Below are 17838 nucleotides of genomic sequence, written 5' to 3' on the forward strand. Positions count from 1 at the left end.
CCGGTTACAGCTCGGACTCGATAGGCAGCAGGCCGAGGAACCAGACGCTTGTACGCCGCATGAAAGATGCATCGGGCTCCGAATCATATTCGGTCACCGTTGCGTCCGCGGCGGTGTCGATCCAGACGATGCGGGTCTTGCCGTTTGCATCCGTGCGTTGCTCGACTCGCCAGGCAATCTTGTCCAGTTGCGGCTCGACGTCGTCGATCACCTGGCCGGCAATCGCCGGACTGTCGCACAGCACGCCAATTTCCGTATTGAGTTTGCTCGAGCGAGGGTCGAGATTCATCGAGCCAATGAAGATGCTTTGCCGGTCGAACACGTACGTCTTCGCATGCAACGAGGCCCGCGAGGAACCGAAAAACTTTCGTTGCGCTTTAACACCGGACGTACTGACCGGCTTCAGTTCATAGAGTCGCACGCCAGCCGCGAGGAGCGCCTCGCGATAGCGGTCATATCCGGCATTCACGGCGACGACGTCGGTTGCGGCCAGCGAGTTGGTCAACACCGTGACGGTGACTCCGTGTGCAGTCAAATCGCTAATCCACGCCACGCCCGCTTTCCCCGGCACGAAATATGGCGAGATGATGAGCATCTCATGCGCGGGTTTGAGGTTCAGCGCGGCGAAGCGCGTCATGAGGTGGCCTTCCGGGTCGGCCGGGTCGCGAGAGATCTTGGACGGGTCGTCGTACAGGAGCGTGGCCTTTCCCCATGAAAAGCTTGTGTCGCCCGCCTCGAGGGCCTTGGCCAGCCGTTGTCTGGCTTGCACGACATAGGGCGAGTCGTGCTCCGATTGGATGTACTCGTCCAGCTTCGCGCGGTAGCTGGCCAATGCGGAAGGATCCGCCGCATGACCCATCAGTTGTTCGATCGAATAGCTCGATTCGGAATTCCAGAACGCGTCGAAGACGGTAGAGACCTTGCCGACGATGGGGCCGTGCACCAGGACATCCAGATCGCCGAAGGCGACGACTCTCGACGCGCCGAAGTATTCATCGCCGATATTGCGGCCACCGAGAATAGCGGCCTCGTTGTCGGCAATCAGCGCCTTGTTGTGCATGCGCCGGTCGACCCGCGAGAATTCCAGCGCGGATGAAAGTGCCTTGAAGTGGCGGCCCGCAACTGGATTGAATAGCCGGATCTGCACATTCGGGTGCGAGCTGAGCGTGAGCAGCACCTGGTCGTCCGCATTCGTGCCAAGGTCGTCGAGGAGAACACGAACACGCACTCCGCGGTCCGCTGCCTTGAGCACCGCCGCCGCCAGTTCGCGGCCGGTCAGGTCGTCGTGCCAGATGTAGTACTGCAGATCGAGCGAGCGCGCCGCCTTTTCGGTGAGCACGACGCGGGCCACCATCGCGTCGGTTGGGTCCGGCAGCAGGTGAAAAGCGCTTTCGCCGGGATGGCTCGGCTCCTCGGGTGCGAAGAGCGTGCCGAGCGGCGTGGACTCCGTGTTTTGAAGCGCAAATGTCTGCGTCCGGTTGGTCTGCGGCGGCAGATTCGCGCATGCGCTCAAAACACAGGCAGCAACGATTACGATGAGACGCTGAAGCTTTGTCATGTTCACACCTCGCTGGAGCATCCGTCCGGGCAAGTGCCGCTTTTCGCGTGCATCGGCGGTAGGAATCATACGCTTTACGCTGTAATATCGACGCATCCCAGCCCCGCAATGCCCCATGACCGACGTCGCCCCGGACGAAGTACGCCTCGCCGCCGAGATCGAGCGGCTCAAGGCCGAATTTCCCAAAACGCGCGAGCTGTACCGCGAAGTGTGCGCGCTGATGTTCTTTCGCTATGGCATCACGCCCACGGCCAACCGGCTGTATCAGCTCGTGCGCCGCGGCAGCATGAGCACGCCAACCGCCGTGCTTTCGGAGTTCTGGGCCACCCTGCGTGAAAAGAGTCGCGTGCGTATCGAGCACGCCGATTTGCCGTCGGAACTGCAAGCGGCCGCCGGCGAACTCATGGGCGCGCTCTGGATACGCGCAACGGCTGCTGCGCAGGCTTCACTCGAAGCGCTGCGGCTGGAGGTGGAGGACGCGCGCCGCGCAGCGGAAGGTGCGACCGCCGCCGTGCGCACGGACCTCGCGCACACCGAGGTGGCGCTCGAACAGCGCACCGCCGCGCTGCTCACGGCGCAGGTGCGTATTCAGGAGCTGGAACAGGCACAGGCTGCCGCGGTTGCCACGCGCGGCGCACTCGAAGCGGAACTTGAGCGCGAGCGCGAGGCGAGCCGCGAACGCGACAGCGCGCTGAGCGAGGCGCGCCGCGAGTTTGCCGCCGAGCGCGACAAGCTGCGCGCAAGCGCCGAACTCGCGCAAACGCGTTTGCAACGCGACCTGGAAGCGGCCACGCAGCGCGCGTCGCGCACCGAGGAAAGCGCGCGCGCCGAAATTCAGGCGTTGCAGACGCAACTGGGCGATTTGCGCCACCAGGTGGGCATGCTCGAAGGCCGGCTCGACGCGCTGAGTTCGACCCGCGAAGTTCCGGTGCGCGAGCGGCAGAAGGCCGTCGCAAAGCCGTTGCGAGCGGCGCGCAAGACGGGGCCGAAGACCTGAAGCATTGCATCAAGCGGCGATTCGTTCGGCATCCTGATCGAATGAACGCCTGCGTGCCCGCTGCGTGTCACTCGTCGCGCACGCGCACGGGCAGCTCGGTTTTGTACTCCACGCGGCGCAGCGCCACGGAAGTGTGAATGTCACGCACGCCCTCGATCTTGGTGAGGCGCGTCATGACGAAACGCTCGATGCCCGCAATATCGCTCGCCACCACGCGCAGCATGTAGTCGAACGCGCCCGTCATTAAATAACACTCCATCACTTCGTCGCAGTTCGAGATCGCGCGCTCGAACGCGGCTAGCCGCGTCTCGTTCTTCTTCTCGATCGCCACAGACACATACGCGTTGACCGGAAAGCCCGCTTTCTCCTGATCGAGCAGCGTGACGTACTGCGTGATGACGCCGCGCTCCTCGAGCATGCGGATGCGCCGGTAGAACGGGGAGAGCGAAAGCCCGAGCGATTCCGCGAGGTCGGCGGACTTCACGTGCGCGTCGCGCTGCAGGGCGTGCAGGATGGCCACATCCACGCGGTCGAATTTCATTGGCCAGCTTTCCCTGAAAAAGATGAGTTTGAGGCGAGTGTTGCTAATTCGGCAGAAATCTGTGGCTCAGTTTGGCACGAATCGCCGCTATTGGCTACCTAAAATCCGCTAATACCCACAAGCCGAACAGCGGAGACAACCATGAACATGCGAGCCGTCGAGACCGGGCGCCAGATCGACACGGACTATCGCCTCGAAGACCGCTACCTGCGCGAGGACGGCGCGGTCTTTCTCACGGGCACCCAGGCGCTCGTGCGCATCCTCATCGAACAGGCGCGCGCAGACCGGCTTGCCGGGCTGAAGACCGCGGGTCTCGTCTCCGGCTATCGCGGCTCGCCGCTCGGCGGATTCGATCAGGAACTGTGGCGCCAGAAGGCGCTGCTTGCGGACTTCGACGTGCGCTTCGAGCCGGGCCTGAACGAAGATCTCGGCGCAACCATGCTGTGGGGCGCGCAGCAACTCGACGCGTTTCCCGGCAAGCGCGTGCAAGGCGTGTACTCGATGTGGTACGGCAAAGGGCCGGGCGTGGACCGCACCGGCGACGTCTTCCGCAACGCCAACATGCTCGGCACCGCGCGGCACGGCGGCGTGCTGGCCGTGGCCGGCGACGATCACGCGGCGCAGTCGTCGATGTTTCCGCACCAGACGGACCACGTATTCGAAGGCGCGATGATGCCCATCCTCTTTCCCGCCTCGGTGGAGGAGTACATCGAGTTCGGGCTCGCGGGCTATGCGCTTTCGCGTTACAGCGGGTTGTGGGTGGGTTTCAAGGCGATTACGGAGACAGTGGAAAGCGGCCGCTCGATGCGCGTGAACCGCAGCGTGCCGTTGCGCTTGCCCGATGACATCGCGGTCCCGGCGCAGCGCGGTTTCAATTACGACCCGCAATTGCGCTGGCCCGCCGAGCGCGCCGAACTGGAGCGCCGCGTGCTCGACGAGCGCCTGCCCGCTGCGCTCGCGTTCATGCGCGCGAATCCGCTCGATCGCGCGTTGCTGCGGCCCGCGCAGGCGCGCGTGGGTATCGTCACGGTGGGCAAGGCGCATGCGGACGTGCTGGCCGCGTTCGAGGCGCTCGGCCTCACGCCCGCGCGGCTCGAACAGCTCGGTATCGGCCTCTATAAGGTCGGCATGATCTGGCCGCTCGAAACGGAAGGGCTCAAGGCATTTGCGCGCGGCATGCAGGCGCTTTTCGTCGTGGAAGAAAAGCGCTCGTTCGTGGAGCGGCAGATCAAGGAAGCGCTCTTCAATGTGCGCGCCGATGAGCGGCCGTCCGTGCACGGCAAGACGCTCGGCGAGCGCGAGCCTCTGCTTCCCGCGGCGATGGAGTTCGCGCCCGAGCAACTTGCGCGCGCCCTGCAGCGGTTTTTTCAGCACGTTTCGATTGAACTGCCCGTTATCGTTGCGGACGCAACAAGCGCACGAACGGCCACGCAGCGCGTCATCGCACTTGCCTCGGTGCCGCCAGGCGAGCCGCTTACCCGCAAGCCGTTTTTCTGCGCGGGCTGCCCGCACAATACTTCGACGCGTCTGCCGGAAGGCTCGCACGCCGCCGCCGGTATCGGCTGTCACATCATGGCGCTCGGCGAAGCGGGCGACACGGCCACGTTTTGCCAGATGGGCGGCGAAGGCGTGCAGTGGGTCGGCATGTCGACGTTCACGGACATGCCGCATCTGTTCGTGAATCTCGGTGACGGCACCTACCAGCATTCGGGCAGCCTGGCGATCCGCCAGGCCGTGGCGGCGCGCGCGAACGTCACGTACAAGATTCTCTTCAACGACGCGGTGGCGATGACCGGCGGCCAGCCCGCCGAGGGCGGCCTCACCGTGCATCGTGTGGTGGCGCAGGTGCAGGCCGAAGGCGTGAGCGAAGTCGCCGTGGTCACCGACCGGCCCGAGCAATATGCGAACGCGCATGGGTTGCCCGCGGGCGTGACGCTCCTGCACCGCGACGCGCTCGATGCGCTGCAACGCCGCTTGCGCGAGCAGAAGGGCGTTTCGGTGATCGTCTACGACCAGACCTGCGCCGCCGAGAAGCGCCGCCGCCGCAAGCGCGGCAAGCTGATCGATCCGCCCACGCGCGTGGTGATCAACCCGGCCGTGTGCGAAGGCTGCGGCGACTGCTCCGTGCAGTCGAACTGCATTGCGGTCGAGCCGCTCGAAACGGAACTGGGCCGCAAGCGGGCCATCAATCAGTCGAGTTGCAACAAGGACACCTCGTGCGTGAAGGGTTTCTGCCCGAGCTTCGTGACGGTAGAGGGCATGGAGCCGAAGCGCCCGGACGCCGCGCGCATCCAGCGCATCGAAGCCGAACTGCGCGCCACGCTCGCGCCGCCCGCGCGCGTGCCGCAAGCGCTGGAGCAACACATGCGCATGGTCGTGACCGGCGTGGGCGGCACGGGCGTCGTGACGATCGGCGCGATACTCGCGATGGCCGCGCATCTCGAAGGACGCGGCGCGTCGACGCTCGACTTCACCGGCCTCGCGCAGAAGAACGGCGCGGTGTTGAGTCACGTGCAGATCGCGCAGAGCCGCGGGCTCATCACCACCTCGCGCATCGGCGCGCATGCGGCCAACGTGCTGCTGGGCTGCGACGCCGTGGTGGCCGCATCGTCCGGCGCGCTTTCGCGCCTGCCGGCCAGCGGCGCGCGCGCGATCGTGAACGAGCGCATTAACGCTACCGCCGACTTCGTGCGCGATGGCGATCTGCCCGTGAGCAAAGCCGTGCATCAAGCGGCGATCGAGAGTGCGATGGGCGCGCAGGGCGCGGCGTTCTGGGACTGCACGGCTGCGGCGGAAGCGATCTTCGGCGACGCCATCGCCACGAACATGATGATGGTGGGCTACGCGTATCAGCAGGGCCTTGTGCCGCTCACCGAGGCATCGATCCTGCGCGCCATCGAACTCAATGGCGCGGCCGTGAAGATGAACGAACGGGCGTTCCTTTGGGGGCGTTTGATCGCGCAGGACGCGCGCGCACTCGAACGCGTTGCGGGAGCCGAGGTTGCGGTCGAGAACACGCCGTTCGATCTTGCGCGCTTCGTGGCCGGGCGTGAGCGCGATCTCACGCTGTACCAGAATGCTGCCTATGCGGCGCGCTATCGCGCGCTGGTCGAAACCGTCGCGCAGGCAGAGCGCCGGATTGAAGGGGCGAGCGGCGAGCTTGCGCAAGCCGCGGCGCGCCACTACTTCAAAGTGCTTGCCTATAAAGACGAGTACGAAGTTGCGCGCCTGCACACGGATGGTGGCTTCGGCGCGTACCTGTCGGGCTTGTTCGACGGCACGGCGGGCAAGAAGACGTTCCACATGGCGCCGCCGCTCCTCACGCGCCGCGACGCGCAAACGGGACGCCGCAACAAGATCGCACTGCGCGGCGTGTGGGCCGAGCCGCTGCTGCGCGTGCTCAAGCACGGCAAGGCGCTGCGCGGCACGCCGCTCGATCCGTTCGCGCGACAGCGCGACCGCGTGATCGAGCGCGCGATGATCGGCGAATTCGAGGACGACGTGCGCCTCGTGCTCGGCAAGCTTACACAGCAGACGCTGGCGGCGGCCATCGGCCTGCTTGGCGTGCCGGGTGCGGTGCGCGGGTTCGGAATCGTCAAGGAGCGCAATTACGAGCGTTCGCGCGGTGTGCGCGAGCGGTATCGCGCGGAACTCGCCGGCAAGATTGCTTGAATCGGATAACTAAAGGAGGAGAGGCAAATGGTTGTGCAGGACAAGACGTTTTTCATCACGGGCGGTGGTTCAGGACTCGGCGCAGCGGTGGGCCGGCATCTGCTCGAGCGCGGCGCGAACGTCGCGTTCGCCGATATCGATGTTGCCCGTGCGCGTGACGAGGCAGCGCGTGGTGGCGAACGCGCACTGGCCGTCGAGGTCGATGTGACGCAGGCAGCAAGCGTCGAAACAGCGATTGCGCTTGTCACGCAGCGCTTCGGCGCGCTGCATGGCGTGGTCAACTGCGCGGGGATCGCACCGGCGCAGCGCATTGTCGGAAAAGAGGGCGCGCATTCGCTCGACCTGTTCGCGAAGGTCGTAAGCGTGAACCTCATCGGCACCTTCAACGTGATGCGCCTCGCCGCCGTGGCGATGGCGAACAACGCGCCCGACGCCGGAGGCGAGCGCGGCGTGATCGTCAATACGGCCTCGGTGGCGGCGTACGACGGCCAGATCGGGCAGTCGGCCTATGCGGCTTCCAAAGGCGGTGTCGTTTCGCTCACGCTGCCGGCGGCGCGCGAACTGGCGCGCAACGCGATTCGCGTGGTGACCATCGCGCCCGGCATCTTCGAAACGCCGATGCTGCTCGCGATGCCTGTGGAAGTGCAGCAGGCGCTGGGCGCGGGCGTGCCGTTTCCGCAGCGTCTGGGCCAGCCCGGGGAGTTCGCGGCGCTCGTCGAGCATATCGTCGGCAATCGCTATTTGAACGGCGAGGTGATCCGGCTCGACGGCGCGTTGCGCATGGCGCCGCGCTGATACGCGTATTGCGTTGGGCTGGCCGCGGAGGCCACGTCGAAGACCACGTATCGTAGAATCGGAACCATCGACTCACGATATTCGAAAAGCACATGGCCAAAGACGTGACTTTGCGGCAGTTCCGCTACTTCGTGGCGGCGGCGCAGAACGGGCAGTTTTCGATGGCGGCGGCGGCCGAGCATGTCTCGCAGTCGGCGATCACCAATGCGGTGCTCGCGCTCGAGGAGGCGCTTGGCACGCGGCTCTTCGTGCGCCTGCCTCAGGGCGTGGAACTGACGCCCGACGGGCAGGACTTCCTCAATCACGCGCGCCACGTGCTGGAGTCGGTGCGCGACGCGCTGCACAAGGCGCCGTTTCGCGCGCACAGCTTGCGCGGCACGGTGCGCATGGCGGCCTCGTATACGCTGCTCGGCTATTTCCTCCCGGAGTTGCTCGCGCGCTTTCGTGCGACTTATCCCGAGATCGAGATCGATCTGCACGATCTGGACCGCCCGGCCATCGAGGAGGCGGTGCTCTCGGGCCAGGTGGAGCTTGGCGTGGTGCTGCTTTCCAACGTGGAGCGGCGCGCGCGCTTTGGCCATCATGTGTTGATGCGTTCGCGCCGGCAATTGTGGGCCGCTCCGACCCATCCGCTCGCGCAGATGGGCACCGTCACGCTGCGCGACATCGCGCGTTACCCCTACATCCTGATTACGGTGGACGAGGGCGAGGCCTCGACGCTGCGCTACTGGAAAAAGCGGCGCGTTGCACCGAATATCGCATTTCGCACGAGTTCGATGGAGGCCCTGCGCGGGCTCGTGGCGCATGGCTTTGGCGTGACGATTCTTTCGGATATGGTGTTCAGGCCGTGGTCGCTGGAGGGTAAGCGCATCGATGCGTGCGCCGTGGAGGATGCCATTCCGCAGATGGAGGCGGGCATGCTGTGGCATCCGGGGGCGGTGCTAAGCGATCCGGCGCGCGCGATGCAGCAGTTTTTGATTCATGCGTGTGGGAATTGAGTCTCAGCCAGCCCCCCTTTTCGAATTCCTCCGATATTCCCGCCACCCCCATTTCCCTAACCTGAAGCCTTCACCGGAATCATTCGTGCTGGAGGCAATTCATGGGTCCGCAACTGTTGCTCGATACGTCGCATCTGATGAAACACGTCGATGCGCTGGGCAAGTCCATTCACACGCACGCCGATGCGCGGCCCGTCGCGCGCCGTGAGCGCGTCGTCGTCGAATTCGTTCAACGGCAGTGCGCCGAGATCATCAATCTAGGCGTGGCGCTTGGCTGCGCGGCATTTTGCATGGGGATCGTGCTCGGCGCGTACCTCCTGCTCGAACGCCTCTAATCCATTCAACGATTCCATTCCCATGTCCAGACTGCGCGAACGTTACCGGGCCGGGAAAGAACCGGTCCATCCGGACAGCCGCCTCGCGGCGATCATCGAGCGTCACCGCCATCGATATGCCGATGTAGCGATGTGCATGGGCGTATTGGTGGTGGTCGTCTGCATGGTCGTTGCAGCACACGTGATCGCCGACTGGCTCGATCTCGCGGTCTAGTGGCCAGCGGCAGGGCTCATCCTCGGTAAGCGGGCCGACACGCCCGTTCCGCCGCCCACCGCCTTCGTGGCAAGATACGCTTTCCCTCGCGCCACCCCGGGCACCGTACCCAGGGCAAAAACAAGGAAGCGTCATGTCGTCCGTGTCGGCGTTCAAGCTCGTGCTCCTTTCGCTCATCGCCATTATCGCGCTCGAGTTGCTCGCAAAACGCGTGCGCTTGCCGCCCGCTGCCGCGCTGCTGGTGGGCGGCGCCGCCATGGCGTTCGTGCCGGGCCTGCCGCCGGTCGTGATCGACCCCGACCTCGTGCTCATCGTCTTCCTGCCGCCCTTGCTGATGGATGGCGCTTACTTCTTTGTCTGGTCCGACTTCAAGCGTCACCTCGCGGCCATTCTTCTCTTCGCCATTGGCGCGGTTGCGTTCACGACGTGGGCAGTCGGCGTGGTCGCGCATTGGGCTGTTCCGTCGCTGCCGTGGGCCGCATGTTTCGCGCTCGGCGCGGTGGTATCGCCGCCCGATGCGGTTGCCGCGAAAGCCGTGCTCGAGCGGCTCGCGTTGCCGCGCCGCCTGATGGTGCTGCTCGAAGGCGAAAGTCTCCTGAACGACGCCGCCGGTCTCGTGCTGTTTCGCTTCGCTGTGGCTGCGGCATTGACGGGCGCGTTCAGCGAGCCGAATGCGGCGCTCAGCTTCGTCGGGCTCGCGCTTGGCGGCATTGTGGTCGGCGCCGTCGTGGGCTATGTCGTGGTTTGCTTGCTGCGTCAGCTCGAAGATGAATATCTGATCATCACCGCATCGGTGCTGGCAGGCTGGATCGCCTATATCGCTGGGGACATGCTGGGCGTTTCGAGCGTGATCGCCACGGTCACGTGCGGCATGCAGCTAGGCTGGCATCAGCACGAGATTTTTTCCGCCACGGTGCGCAGCCGCGGCACGGCATTTTGGCAGGTCATGGTTTTCGTGCTCGAGGCGCTGGTGTTCGTGCTGATCGGCCTCTCGCTGCGCGGGGTCATGGTGCGTCTGGGCGGGACTGGCAACGCCGTCGCGCTGCTCGGTCCCGCCGCGATGGCCGTGGTGTTCGCCGTTGTCGTTTCGCGCTGCGTGTGGACCTATGGAATCGAGGTCATCAGGGCCGTGCTGCACCGAATGTTGCCAGCCCGCGTGAAAGCGCCTGACTTTCGCGGCGCAACGGTGGTGAGCTGGGCCGGCATGCGCGGCGTCGTCACGCTGGCCATTGCGCTCGCCTTGCCAGAAGCGATGCCGGGCCGCGATCTCATCCTCTTCGCCGCGTTCGCCGTCATTCTGTTCACGGTGTTGCTGCAGGGCACGACTATCGGACCACTGATCAAGCTAATCAGACCTGCGAACGATATGGAAGGGGAGGCGGCCTATCTCAACGAGCCGCAGGCATGGGCCCGACTCGAAGCCGCACAGCTTGCGGCAATCACGCCGCTTGTACATGGACCTGATGGCAGCGTGATTCATCCGCGTTTGCTGGAGCAGTACACCTATCGCGCGAACTTGACGCGCGATTATGAAAACGCCGAGAGCTACCCGCAGGAAATGCGCACCTCGCACTACGACGTCGTGCTGGCGGCCGTGGAGGCCGGGCGTGCGGAACTGTTGAAGCTGCACCGCGCCGGCCTCATTCACGACGAACTCTTGCGCGTGCTCGAACGCGACCTCGATCTGGAGGAGCTTTCAGCGCGGCACGGGAGGGGCTGAGGCTTCCCCTCACGTTCCTCAGGCGTGCACGACGAGCGGCGCAAACAGGTTCGAGAGATCGCGCTGCTGGTCGAGACTCCAGAGAAAGCCCAGGGCATCGTCGGCACGCGCCTTGCCGATCACCGGTACGGTGTTCTTGCGGAACTTCACCTCGAAGTCGCCGCGCTGCATCGGCCGCGTGGCGAAGCCTGGAATGTCGTCCACGCGTTTCGACACGGTTTGTCCGTCCGTGAGCGTGGCGCTCACGATGGTCGCGTAATACTTCGGATAGAGCCGGGTCAGTTCCGAATCCTCCACAACCTTGATCTTCTGCATGAAGGCGCGGATCTTCGGGTCATGCAGCGCTTCGGGGCGATAGCTCGCCAGGCTGATATCGCCGTCGAACATCGCGCGTGCGGTGACGTAGGGCAGGCTGTGATCGGCGGTTTCACTCGTTTCCGGGGCCCATTTTTGCGGGTCCATGCCCGCCGAGAAATAGCCCTCGTGCGACGTGCGAATCTCGATGCTGGCGATGCGGTCGAGATCGCCCACCTGCTTCGCCACGTCGATGCCAGCCGCAATGGCCGTTTGCGTGAGCGCCTGCGCTGGGTAGAACTTCACGGCGCAGTCGGTGATGCGAAACGGACGGCCTTTGCCGCCGAAGCTCGCCGTGTCGATGCTGAACGGTCCGGATACCTGTTTGAAGAGCCCCGCATTGCCCTCGAAGATCGGCGCGGGGCCCGTGAGTCCGTCGCGCGCGAGGGCGGCCGAGAACACGGCGTTGCGCGCGGCGTCGGCATCGGCGAGGCCCTTCCAGTTCGACATGGTCTGCACGCGCGTCTGGTTCAGCGCGAGATGGCCGTTGAGCGCGATATTGACCGCTTCGGCCAGTTGCCGCTCGTCGAGCTTCATGAGCTTGCCCGCCGCAAGCGCGGCCGCGGGCAGGCTGAAGATGGGATGATCCCAGCCGCGCGAGCTGATCGACGCGGCGTCCATGAGACGACAATCGATTTCGTAGGCGAGGGCGATAGCGACGATCAGGTCGCGGCCGTTAGCGCCTTCGGCCTCGGCCTGCGCGAGACACGCCGCGATGTTGTCGCTCGGGTGGCCAATTTCCTTGCCCGCATACACGTCGTTGAGGTCGTAGTAGCGGATCGCCGCGCCATTCGCAAACGTCGCCAGATCGGGCGACGTGCGCCGCTGCGTGCCGAGCACCGTCGCGCCCTTGCCGTCGCCGCTCGTGTAGTTGAGCGCCACCTGGCGCGCGATGCCCACGGGCTTTTCGCCGAGCGCGGCGACGCCGCAGCCCAGCGCGTCGGCCGAGTGAGTCTTGACCGCTTCGATCGTATTGACGTCGAGATCGTCGTAGCTCAACGCGGCGGCGTATGCCGCAAGCCGCTGAGCGATGGTCGACGAAGCCGATGCGGACGCAACCTTCTGCGCGCGCGCCGCGCCCATGCTGCCGAATGTGCCCGCGCCCGCGGCGAGCGCCGTGAGCGACGCCATGAATGCACGCCGTTGCATGCGGTGTCTCCTTGTTCTTTGTTGGTTTGAGGAATGAGTGCCGGTCAAACGAGCAGCAGCAGGGCCGCGCCGAACACTACGGTGCCGAGCAGGAAGGTCATGACGGTGAAGCCCAGCACGCGCTGCACGCCAATCCCGGCCATCGCGACCACGGGCGCGGCCCAGAACGGCTGCATCATGTTGGAGACCTGCTCGCCCATGGCGACGGCCATGGTGGTGGCGGGCATCGAAGCATGCAGCGCGACCGCTGCGGGTACGACGAACGGGCCCTGCACGGCCCAGTGGCCGCCGCCGCTCGGAATGAAGAACGTGACGATGAGCGAGCAGACATAGCTCCAGAACGGCAGTGTGTGCGTGTTCGAAATCGCGATGAAGAAGTGCGAGATTACGTTCGGCAGGCCCGTGGCGTCCATCATGCCCATCACGCCGCCGTAGAGCGGGTATTGCAGCATCATCGAGCCGGTTTGTTTGGCAGCGTTCTTGACGGCATCGGCGTAAGCGAGCGGGTAGCCGTGCAGGATCACGCCCGCGATGAACATCACGAAGATCACGGCGTTCACGCCAGAAAACGCTTCGATATGCTCGATGTGCGCGAGCACGAGGAACGTCACGCCCACCACGCCGATGAATGCACTGCCGATCCACGAATATTCGAGCCACTTCGCGAAGCTCAGTTTGCCTTCGGGGCGCTTGCGCGGTTCCGGGTCGGGGTTCTTCTCGATGTCGAGCACGACGGCGTCTTCGTCACGCGGCTTGAGGAGCGCGAGCACGATGGGCGTGGCGATGAGCATCACGATCACGGGCACGAGGTTGAATGCCGTGAACACGGTGTCGTTGAACGGCAGCACTTCGCCCGTGAGTTTTTGCACGACGTTCATCGCGCTGCCCGGCGTGGATTGCGCAAGCGCGATGGAGCTCGAAATGCCGCTCGCCCACACCACCCAGCCCGAGAATCCAGCCGCTACGATCCATGCGAAGTCTACCCGCATGCGCTTGGCGACTTCGCGCGCGAGCAGTGCGCTGACCACGAGACCAAGGCCCCAGTTGAAGAACGAGGCGACGGCCACGAGCAAGAAGGTCAGCGCGGCCGCCTGTACCGGCGTGCGGGCAATGCCCACAAGGGCCTTGAACACGCGCTGCACGGGCGCCGCGTGGGCGAACGCATGGCCCGTTACGAGGACGAGCGTGATCTGGAACGCGAACGTGAGGATATTGAAGAATCCCTTGTACCACCCGACCACGAGCGTGTTGAGCGTCGCATGCGGGGCGAACATGGCCGAGAGCGCGGCCACGACGGCGGTGATGAGAATCGCGAGCACGAACGGGTCGGGAATGGTGCGCTCGAACAGACTGATTGTCGCGTCGGTAAAGCGTGTCTTGCGCGCGGGTGCGGCGGTGGCGGTGGACTTCACGTATCGTCTCCTGGTGCGGAAAGTGGCCGCGCGTACCTGGCGCGCGGCTGTTTGTATCGGGTGCGCAGTGGCGCTAGTTCATCGGGCGAAGCCGTACAGTTCGGCCGGGTTGTCGACGAGAATGCGCTTGCGCGCCGCTTCGTCCTCGACCCACGTGCCGAGCAGATCGAAGATCGCGGCGGTGTCGGGCTTGTGCGCCTCCGTCACATGGGGCCAGTCGCTGCCCCATACCGTGCGCTCCGGCAGCAGAGCGGCCCATGCGCGCGCGGTGTCGGCGAGGTCCGCATAGCCGCCTGCGAGGCCCACTTGCGAGTCGAGGTAAGCGCCCGATAGCTTGACCCACACACGTCCTGAAGCGGCAAGGCGGCGGACCACGCCATAAGCGGGATGCGCGGTGCCCGCCGGCAAAGGCAGGCGCGCGAGATGGTCGAACACCATCTTGCAGGGCAGGCGCGTAAGCAGGGCTTCGTGTTCGACGATCTGGTCGGCGGTCCAGTGCAACTGCACATGCCATCCGAGTTCCGCTATGCGTCGCGCAAGCGGTTCGACCATGTCGAAGGTGACGACCGCTTGATGCGGCGTATACAGCGTGAAGCGGATGCCGCGGATGCCGCCGCGATCGAGCATGTCGAGTTCGGCATCGCTCACTTCGGGGCGCAGGACCGCTACGCCGCGGGCGTTGTCGACGCCAAGCTGACGGATCGCGTCGAGTGTCACGCAGTTATCGGTGCCGTAGGGTCGCGGTGTCACGATCACCGTGCGCTGCGTGCCGGTGCGTTCCTGAACGCGGCGATAGTCCTCGACCGTTGCGCGATCAACGATATGCGCGCCGTTGCCGGGCGAAGCCGCGAAGCGACGATCGTAGATATGGATGTGCGAATCGCACGCGAAAGCTGGCGCCTGGATGTGCGCATTGGGGGCGTCGATGGTATGGACATGCTGCTCACGGTCCATCGCGTTGTCTCCTGGTTTGCCGCGCGCGCCGATATGCCTGGACGCGCGCGGATGCAGCATTTTGTGTTCAGAGCACGGCGTGCTCGCTTCTCAAGCGCTCGATCTCGGCGTCGTTCCAGCCGGCCTCGCGCAGCACCGCATCGGAATGCTCGCCAAAGGCGGGCGCGGCAATCGGATCGGGTGCGGGCGCTTCGCCGAAACGGATCGGCTCGCGAAAGCCGCGATACGCGCCCACGCCGGGATAGTCGTAGCGCGTGACCATTTCCTCGGCGAGCACCTGTGGGTCGTCGAACATGTCTTCGACCGTGCGCGCCGCCGCGCAGGGCACCGCCTCGCCGAAGTGCGCTTCCCATTCGAGCGCAGTGCGCGCCTGCAAGGCTGCGTGCAACTGCGGCACGATTTCGTCGCGATGTTCCGCCCGCTTGCGAACCGAATCGTAACGCTCGTTCTGCGCGAGTGCAGCGAGCCCGGTTTTTTCGCAAAGCGCCTGCCAGAAATGCGGCGTGTTCGCGGAGATGTAAAGCCAGCCTTCGCGCGTGGGATGAATGCCGGTGATGCCGCCCGAGCGCATGTCGCGCCCTACGTCCTTCGGTTCGTCGTCGGCCCAGATCATGCGCGCCGACTGCATGGTGAGCGCGCTGCGCAACAGCGAAACGCCCACGTACTGGCCCGCGCCGCTGCGCTCGCGCTCGAACAACGCAGACGATACCCCCGCCGCAACGAGCGCGGCGGCGTAGTAGTCGACCACCGAGCCATAAAGAATCTCGGGCGGCCCGCCGCGCTTGCCCTGGAACGTGCACATGCCCGTCATGGTCTGGAGCACCTGGTCGTAGCCGGCTTTGTCCTTGTTCGGGCCCTGGTCGCCGTAGCCGGTGACCGCGCAATAGATGAGCCGGGGGTTCACTTCGCGCAGTTGTTCCCACGCAATGCCAAGGCGTGCGGGCACGCCGGGCCGGAAGTTGTGCACGAGCACGTCGGCCTGTTTGACGAGACGCAGCAGGACCTCCTGCGCGCGTGGCTGTTTCAGGTCGAGCACGAGGCCGCGCTTGCCGCGGTTGACGCCGAGAAAGGCGCGGCTTTCGGCTTCCAGGGTGGAAGGATACTTGCGCAGGTTGTCGCCCGTGGGCGGTTCGATCTTGATGACGTCCGCGCCTTGATCGGCGAGCAGCGTGCAGCCATACGGACCCGCGATATAGGCGCTCAGGTCGAGCACGCGCACGCCCGCGAGCGGGCCGCGCGGCGCTGCATTCGTTTCTTGGGACTGGGTCATTGCTGCACCTCGCCAGACGTTGCGGGCACAACGAGTCCTAGCCGTTCGGCGCTTTGTACGAGTGCGCGGGCGCGCTCGACGAAGGGCGCGTCGATCATCTTGCCGTCCACCACATAGGCGCCCACGCCGTCGCGTTCGGCGTTGCGCGCGGCTTGCACCACGCGAAACGCGTGGGCGATTTCCTCGTCGGAAGGGCGGAACACGTCGTTGGCGAGCGCGATCTGGCTCGGGTGGATGCAGCTCTTGCCGAGAAAGCCGAGCGCGCGGGCCAATTCGGCTTCGGCGCGAAATCCTTCGGCATCCTTGATATTGGCGAACGCAGAATCGTAGGCGAACACGCCGGCTTCGCCCGCGGCGAGCCGCAGACTGAACATGGCTTGCTGCACAGCGGCCGGGTCGCGCCGGGCGATACCCAGTGGCTCGAACAAGTCGCCCAGACCCAGTTGCAAGCCGGCCACGCGTGCATGCGCAGCGGCGAGCGTCGCCGCCTCGCGCAGCGCACGCGGCGACTCGACGTTGAGGAGCAGCTTCACGGGGCGGCTCACGCCGTTGGCGCGCTCCGCGCGCTCGATCGCGGCGGCAGCGGCGCGCACGTCGTCTGCGGATTCGGGTTTTGGCAGATTCACGTAATCGAGGCCGGGCTGAACCACGGCGGCGATATCGTCGGCGAACCACGGCGTGTCGAGCGCGTTCACGCGCACGATCAGCACCTTGCCGCGTTCGCGCACGGCGGGCGAAACCAGCAGCGCGCGCAGCGCCTCACGTGCTTCGGGTTTACGCGCAGGTGCAACCGAGTCTTCCAGATCGAACGACAACGCGTCCGCGGCGCTCGCGAGTGCCTTTTCAAACAGCTCCGGGCGCGATGCCGGCACGAACAGTTTGCTTCTCATCTCCACCCATTCCGTATAGATCACCACTGAAGGGCAGTCTACGATCGGCAACGATTTAGATAAACTATGCGAATCTATCTTTAAACCATAGAGAAGCTACGTTTATGGACACTGGCTTTCTGAGCAACCTGTTGCTGGTCGTGGAGAGCGGCTCCATGGCGGAGGCCGCACGGCGTGTGGGCGTGACGCCCGCCGCGATCGCGCAGCAAATCCAGGCGCTCGAGCGCGAACTGGGCGTGGCGCTCGTCATGCGCGCGGGGCGCACCGTCATTCCCACGGAGGCGGGCCAGCGCGTGGTGGAGCGCGCCCGCTCGCTCGTGCGCGGTTTCGACGAACTGAAGGCGCTGGCGCAGGAACAGGAAATGGGCGGCGAACTGCGTGTGGGGACCATCACGTCGGCGCTATTGAGCGTGCTGCCCGACGTGATGGCGCGCTTCGCCGCGGCTTTCCCACAGGTCAAGCTGCTGATTCGCGCGGGCACCTCGACCGAGCTGTTCGAGGCGTTGCAGCGCGGCGAGGTGGACGTGGCTATCTGCCTGCACCCGGCCTTCGCGTTGCCGAAATCGTATGACTGGCACCTGTTGCGCGAAGAGCCCATTGTCGTGCTCGCGCCTGCAAAGTTTGCTCGCGCCGATCCGCACGAACTTCTGCGCCGCGAGCCGTTCATTCGCTACGACCGCGCGCTTGGCGGCGGCAAGCAGGCCGACCAGTATCTGCGCCGCGCGAAGATCGCACCGCGCGAGTTGTTCGAACTGAACTCGCTAATGGCGATTGCATTGATGGTGGATCGCGGCCTTGGCGTGGCGCTCGTGCCCGATATCGGTACGCCGCTTACGAAGGGCTTGCGGCTCGCGCGCCTTCCTCTGCCCGAGGAAACGGAGCCTCGACGCTTCGGCATTCTGTGGTCGCGCGCTTCCACGCGCAGCCGCGTGATACGCGGGTTGATCGAATGCTCTGGCGAGGCGCTGCGCAGGTGATG

At 65.2% G+C, this 17838-nt stretch carries 15 protein-coding genes; 8 read left to right on the forward strand and 7 right to left on the reverse strand.

From position 1 onward, the window contains the following. Nucleotides 1-4 precede the first annotated feature (4 nt). Nucleotides 5-1558, reverse strand: a complete 1554-nt coding sequence (locus VSR72_RS02055; RefSeq protein ID WP_342950734.1) for a phospholipase D family protein — start codon at nucleotides 1556-1558, stop codon at nucleotides 5-7. A 115-nt stretch (nucleotides 1559-1673) separates the two neighbouring features. Here VSR72_RS02055 and VSR72_RS02060 point away from each other — a divergent pair, with 115 nt between their 5' ends. Continuing rightward, the gene (locus tag VSR72_RS02060; RefSeq protein WP_342950735.1) at nucleotides 1674-2555 is read left to right on the forward strand and encodes a DNA-binding protein; all 882 of its coding nucleotides are present in this window, start codon (nucleotides 1674-1676) and stop codon (nucleotides 2553-2555) included. A 67-nt stretch (nucleotides 2556-2622) separates the two neighbouring features. On the opposite strand, the gene VSR72_RS02065 is transcribed toward VSR72_RS02060, so the two are convergent. Next, entirely contained in the window at nucleotides 2623-3096 is a 474-nt protein-coding gene (locus VSR72_RS02065) for an Lrp/AsnC family transcriptional regulator (protein WP_042267102.1), read from the reverse strand. A 141-nt stretch (nucleotides 3097-3237) separates the two neighbouring features. On the opposite strand from VSR72_RS02065, the gene VSR72_RS02070 reads away from it, so the two are divergent. The 6 genes from VSR72_RS02070 to VSR72_RS02095 all read left to right on the forward strand — a co-directional run bounded on the left by VSR72_RS02070 (nucleotide 3238) and on the right by VSR72_RS02095 (nucleotide 10830). After that, nucleotides 3238-6768, forward strand: coding sequence for an indolepyruvate ferredoxin oxidoreductase family protein (locus VSR72_RS02070; protein ID WP_342950736.1), 3531 nt, complete (start codon nucleotides 3238-3240; stop codon nucleotides 6766-6768). A 27-nt stretch (nucleotides 6769-6795) separates the two neighbouring features. Beyond that, a complete protein-coding gene (locus VSR72_RS02075) occupies nucleotides 6796-7563 on the forward strand; it encodes an SDR family NAD(P)-dependent oxidoreductase (RefSeq protein WP_342950737.1) in 768 nt (255 codons plus the stop codon). A gap of 92 nt (nucleotides 7564-7655) precedes the next feature. Next, on the forward strand, nucleotides 7656-8561 hold the full coding sequence (locus tag VSR72_RS02080; RefSeq protein ID WP_342950738.1) for a LysR family transcriptional regulator: 906 nt from the start codon (nucleotides 7656-7658) through the stop codon (nucleotides 8559-8561). Between the two features lie 101 nt (nucleotides 8562-8662). Then, entirely contained in the window at nucleotides 8663-8896 is a 234-nt protein-coding gene (locus tag VSR72_RS02085; protein ID WP_342950739.1) for a hypothetical protein, read from the forward strand. A gap of 22 nt (nucleotides 8897-8918) precedes the next feature. Continuing rightward, nucleotides 8919-9110, forward strand: a complete 192-nt coding sequence (locus VSR72_RS02090; protein ID WP_342950740.1) for a hypothetical protein — start codon at nucleotides 8919-8921, stop codon at nucleotides 9108-9110. 133 nt (nucleotides 9111-9243) lie between these two features. Further along, a complete protein-coding gene (locus VSR72_RS02095; protein WP_342950741.1) occupies nucleotides 9244-10830 on the forward strand; it encodes a Na+/H+ antiporter in 1587 nt (528 codons plus the stop codon). A gap of 18 nt (nucleotides 10831-10848) precedes the next feature. On the opposite strand, the gene VSR72_RS02100 is transcribed toward VSR72_RS02095, so the two are convergent. The 5 genes from VSR72_RS02100 to VSR72_RS02120 form a co-directional block, all read right to left on the reverse strand. After that, on the reverse strand, nucleotides 10849-12333 hold the full coding sequence (locus VSR72_RS02100) for an MmgE/PrpD family protein (protein ID WP_342950742.1): 1485 nt from the start codon (nucleotides 12331-12333) through the stop codon (nucleotides 10849-10851). 44 nt (nucleotides 12334-12377) lie between these two features. After that, nucleotides 12378-13745: a TIGR00366 family protein gene (locus VSR72_RS02105; RefSeq protein WP_342950743.1), complete on the reverse strand. Its 1368-nt coding sequence runs from the start codon at nucleotides 13743-13745 to the stop codon at nucleotides 12378-12380. Between the two features lie 78 nt (nucleotides 13746-13823). Further along, nucleotides 13824-14699 carry an amidohydrolase family protein gene (locus VSR72_RS02110; protein ID WP_342950744.1) on the reverse strand — a complete coding sequence of 292 codons (876 nt, stop codon included), beginning with the start codon at nucleotides 14697-14699 and terminating at the stop codon, nucleotides 13824-13826. Nucleotides 14700-14766: 67 nt separating this feature from the next. Further along, the gene (locus VSR72_RS02115; protein ID WP_342950745.1) at nucleotides 14767-15969 is read right to left on the reverse strand and encodes a CoA transferase; all 1203 of its coding nucleotides are present in this window, start codon (nucleotides 15967-15969) and stop codon (nucleotides 14767-14769) included. Continuing rightward, nucleotides 15966-16859 carry a CoA ester lyase gene (locus tag VSR72_RS02120; RefSeq protein ID WP_342950746.1) on the reverse strand — a complete coding sequence of 298 codons (894 nt, stop codon included), beginning with the start codon at nucleotides 16857-16859 and terminating at the stop codon, nucleotides 15966-15968. The genes VSR72_RS02115 and VSR72_RS02120 overlap by 4 nt, the downstream gene beginning before the upstream one ends. Before the next feature lie 104 nt (nucleotides 16860-16963). Here VSR72_RS02120 and VSR72_RS02125 point away from each other — a divergent pair, with 104 nt between their 5' ends. Next, nucleotides 16964-17836, forward strand: coding sequence for a LysR family transcriptional regulator (locus tag VSR72_RS02125; protein ID WP_342950747.1), 873 nt, complete (start codon nucleotides 16964-16966; stop codon nucleotides 17834-17836). The last annotated feature ends 2 nt before the right edge of the window (nucleotides 17837-17838 follow it).

Origin of the sequence: Paraburkholderia sp. JHI869 (assembly GCF_038900775.1) — a bacterium.
Lineage (GTDB): Bacteria > Pseudomonadota > Gammaproteobacteria > Burkholderiales > Burkholderiaceae > Paraburkholderia.

Excerpts from the sequence above, each read along its gene's own strand:
- VSR72_RS02120 (WP_342950746.1), bottom strand. The coding sequence starts at position 16,859 with ATGAGAAGCAAACTGTTCGTGCCGGCATCGCGCCCGGAGCTGTTTGAA.
- VSR72_RS02085 (WP_342950739.1), top strand. The coding sequence starts at position 8,663 with ATGGGTCCGCAACTGTTGCTCGATACGTCGCATCTGATGAAACACGTC.
- VSR72_RS02090 (WP_342950740.1), top strand. The coding sequence starts at position 8,919 with ATGTCCAGACTGCGCGAACGTTACCGGGCCGGGAAAGAACCGGTCCAT.
- VSR72_RS02070 (WP_342950736.1), top strand. The coding sequence starts at position 3,238 with ATGAACATGCGAGCCGTCGAGACCGGGCGCCAGATCGACACGGACTAT.
- VSR72_RS02095 (WP_342950741.1), top strand. The coding sequence starts at position 9,244 with ATGTCGTCCGTGTCGGCGTTCAAGCTCGTGCTCCTTTCGCTCATCGCC.
- VSR72_RS02065 (WP_042267102.1), bottom strand. The coding sequence starts at position 3,096 with ATGAAATTCGACCGCGTGGATGTGGCCATCCTGCACGCCCTGCAGCGC.
- VSR72_RS02060 (WP_342950735.1), top strand. The coding sequence starts at position 1,674 with ATGACCGACGTCGCCCCGGACGAAGTACGCCTCGCCGCCGAGATCGAG.
- VSR72_RS02110 (WP_342950744.1), bottom strand. The coding sequence starts at position 14,699 with ATGGACCGTGAGCAGCATGTCCATACCATCGACGCCCCCAATGCGCAC.
- VSR72_RS02100 (WP_342950742.1), bottom strand. The coding sequence starts at position 12,333 with ATGCAACGGCGTGCATTCATGGCGTCGCTCACGGCGCTCGCCGCGGGC.
- VSR72_RS02075 (WP_342950737.1), top strand. The coding sequence starts at position 6,796 with ATGGTTGTGCAGGACAAGACGTTTTTCATCACGGGCGGTGGTTCAGGA.
- VSR72_RS02080 (WP_342950738.1), top strand. The coding sequence starts at position 7,656 with ATGGCCAAAGACGTGACTTTGCGGCAGTTCCGCTACTTCGTGGCGGCG.
- VSR72_RS02125 (WP_342950747.1), top strand. The coding sequence starts at position 16,964 with ATGGACACTGGCTTTCTGAGCAACCTGTTGCTGGTCGTGGAGAGCGGC.
- VSR72_RS02055 (WP_342950734.1), bottom strand. The coding sequence starts at position 1,558 with ATGACAAAGCTTCAGCGTCTCATCGTAATCGTTGCTGCCTGTGTTTTG.
- VSR72_RS02115 (WP_342950745.1), bottom strand. The coding sequence starts at position 15,969 with ATGACCCAGTCCCAAGAAACGAATGCAGCGCCGCGCGGCCCGCTCGCG.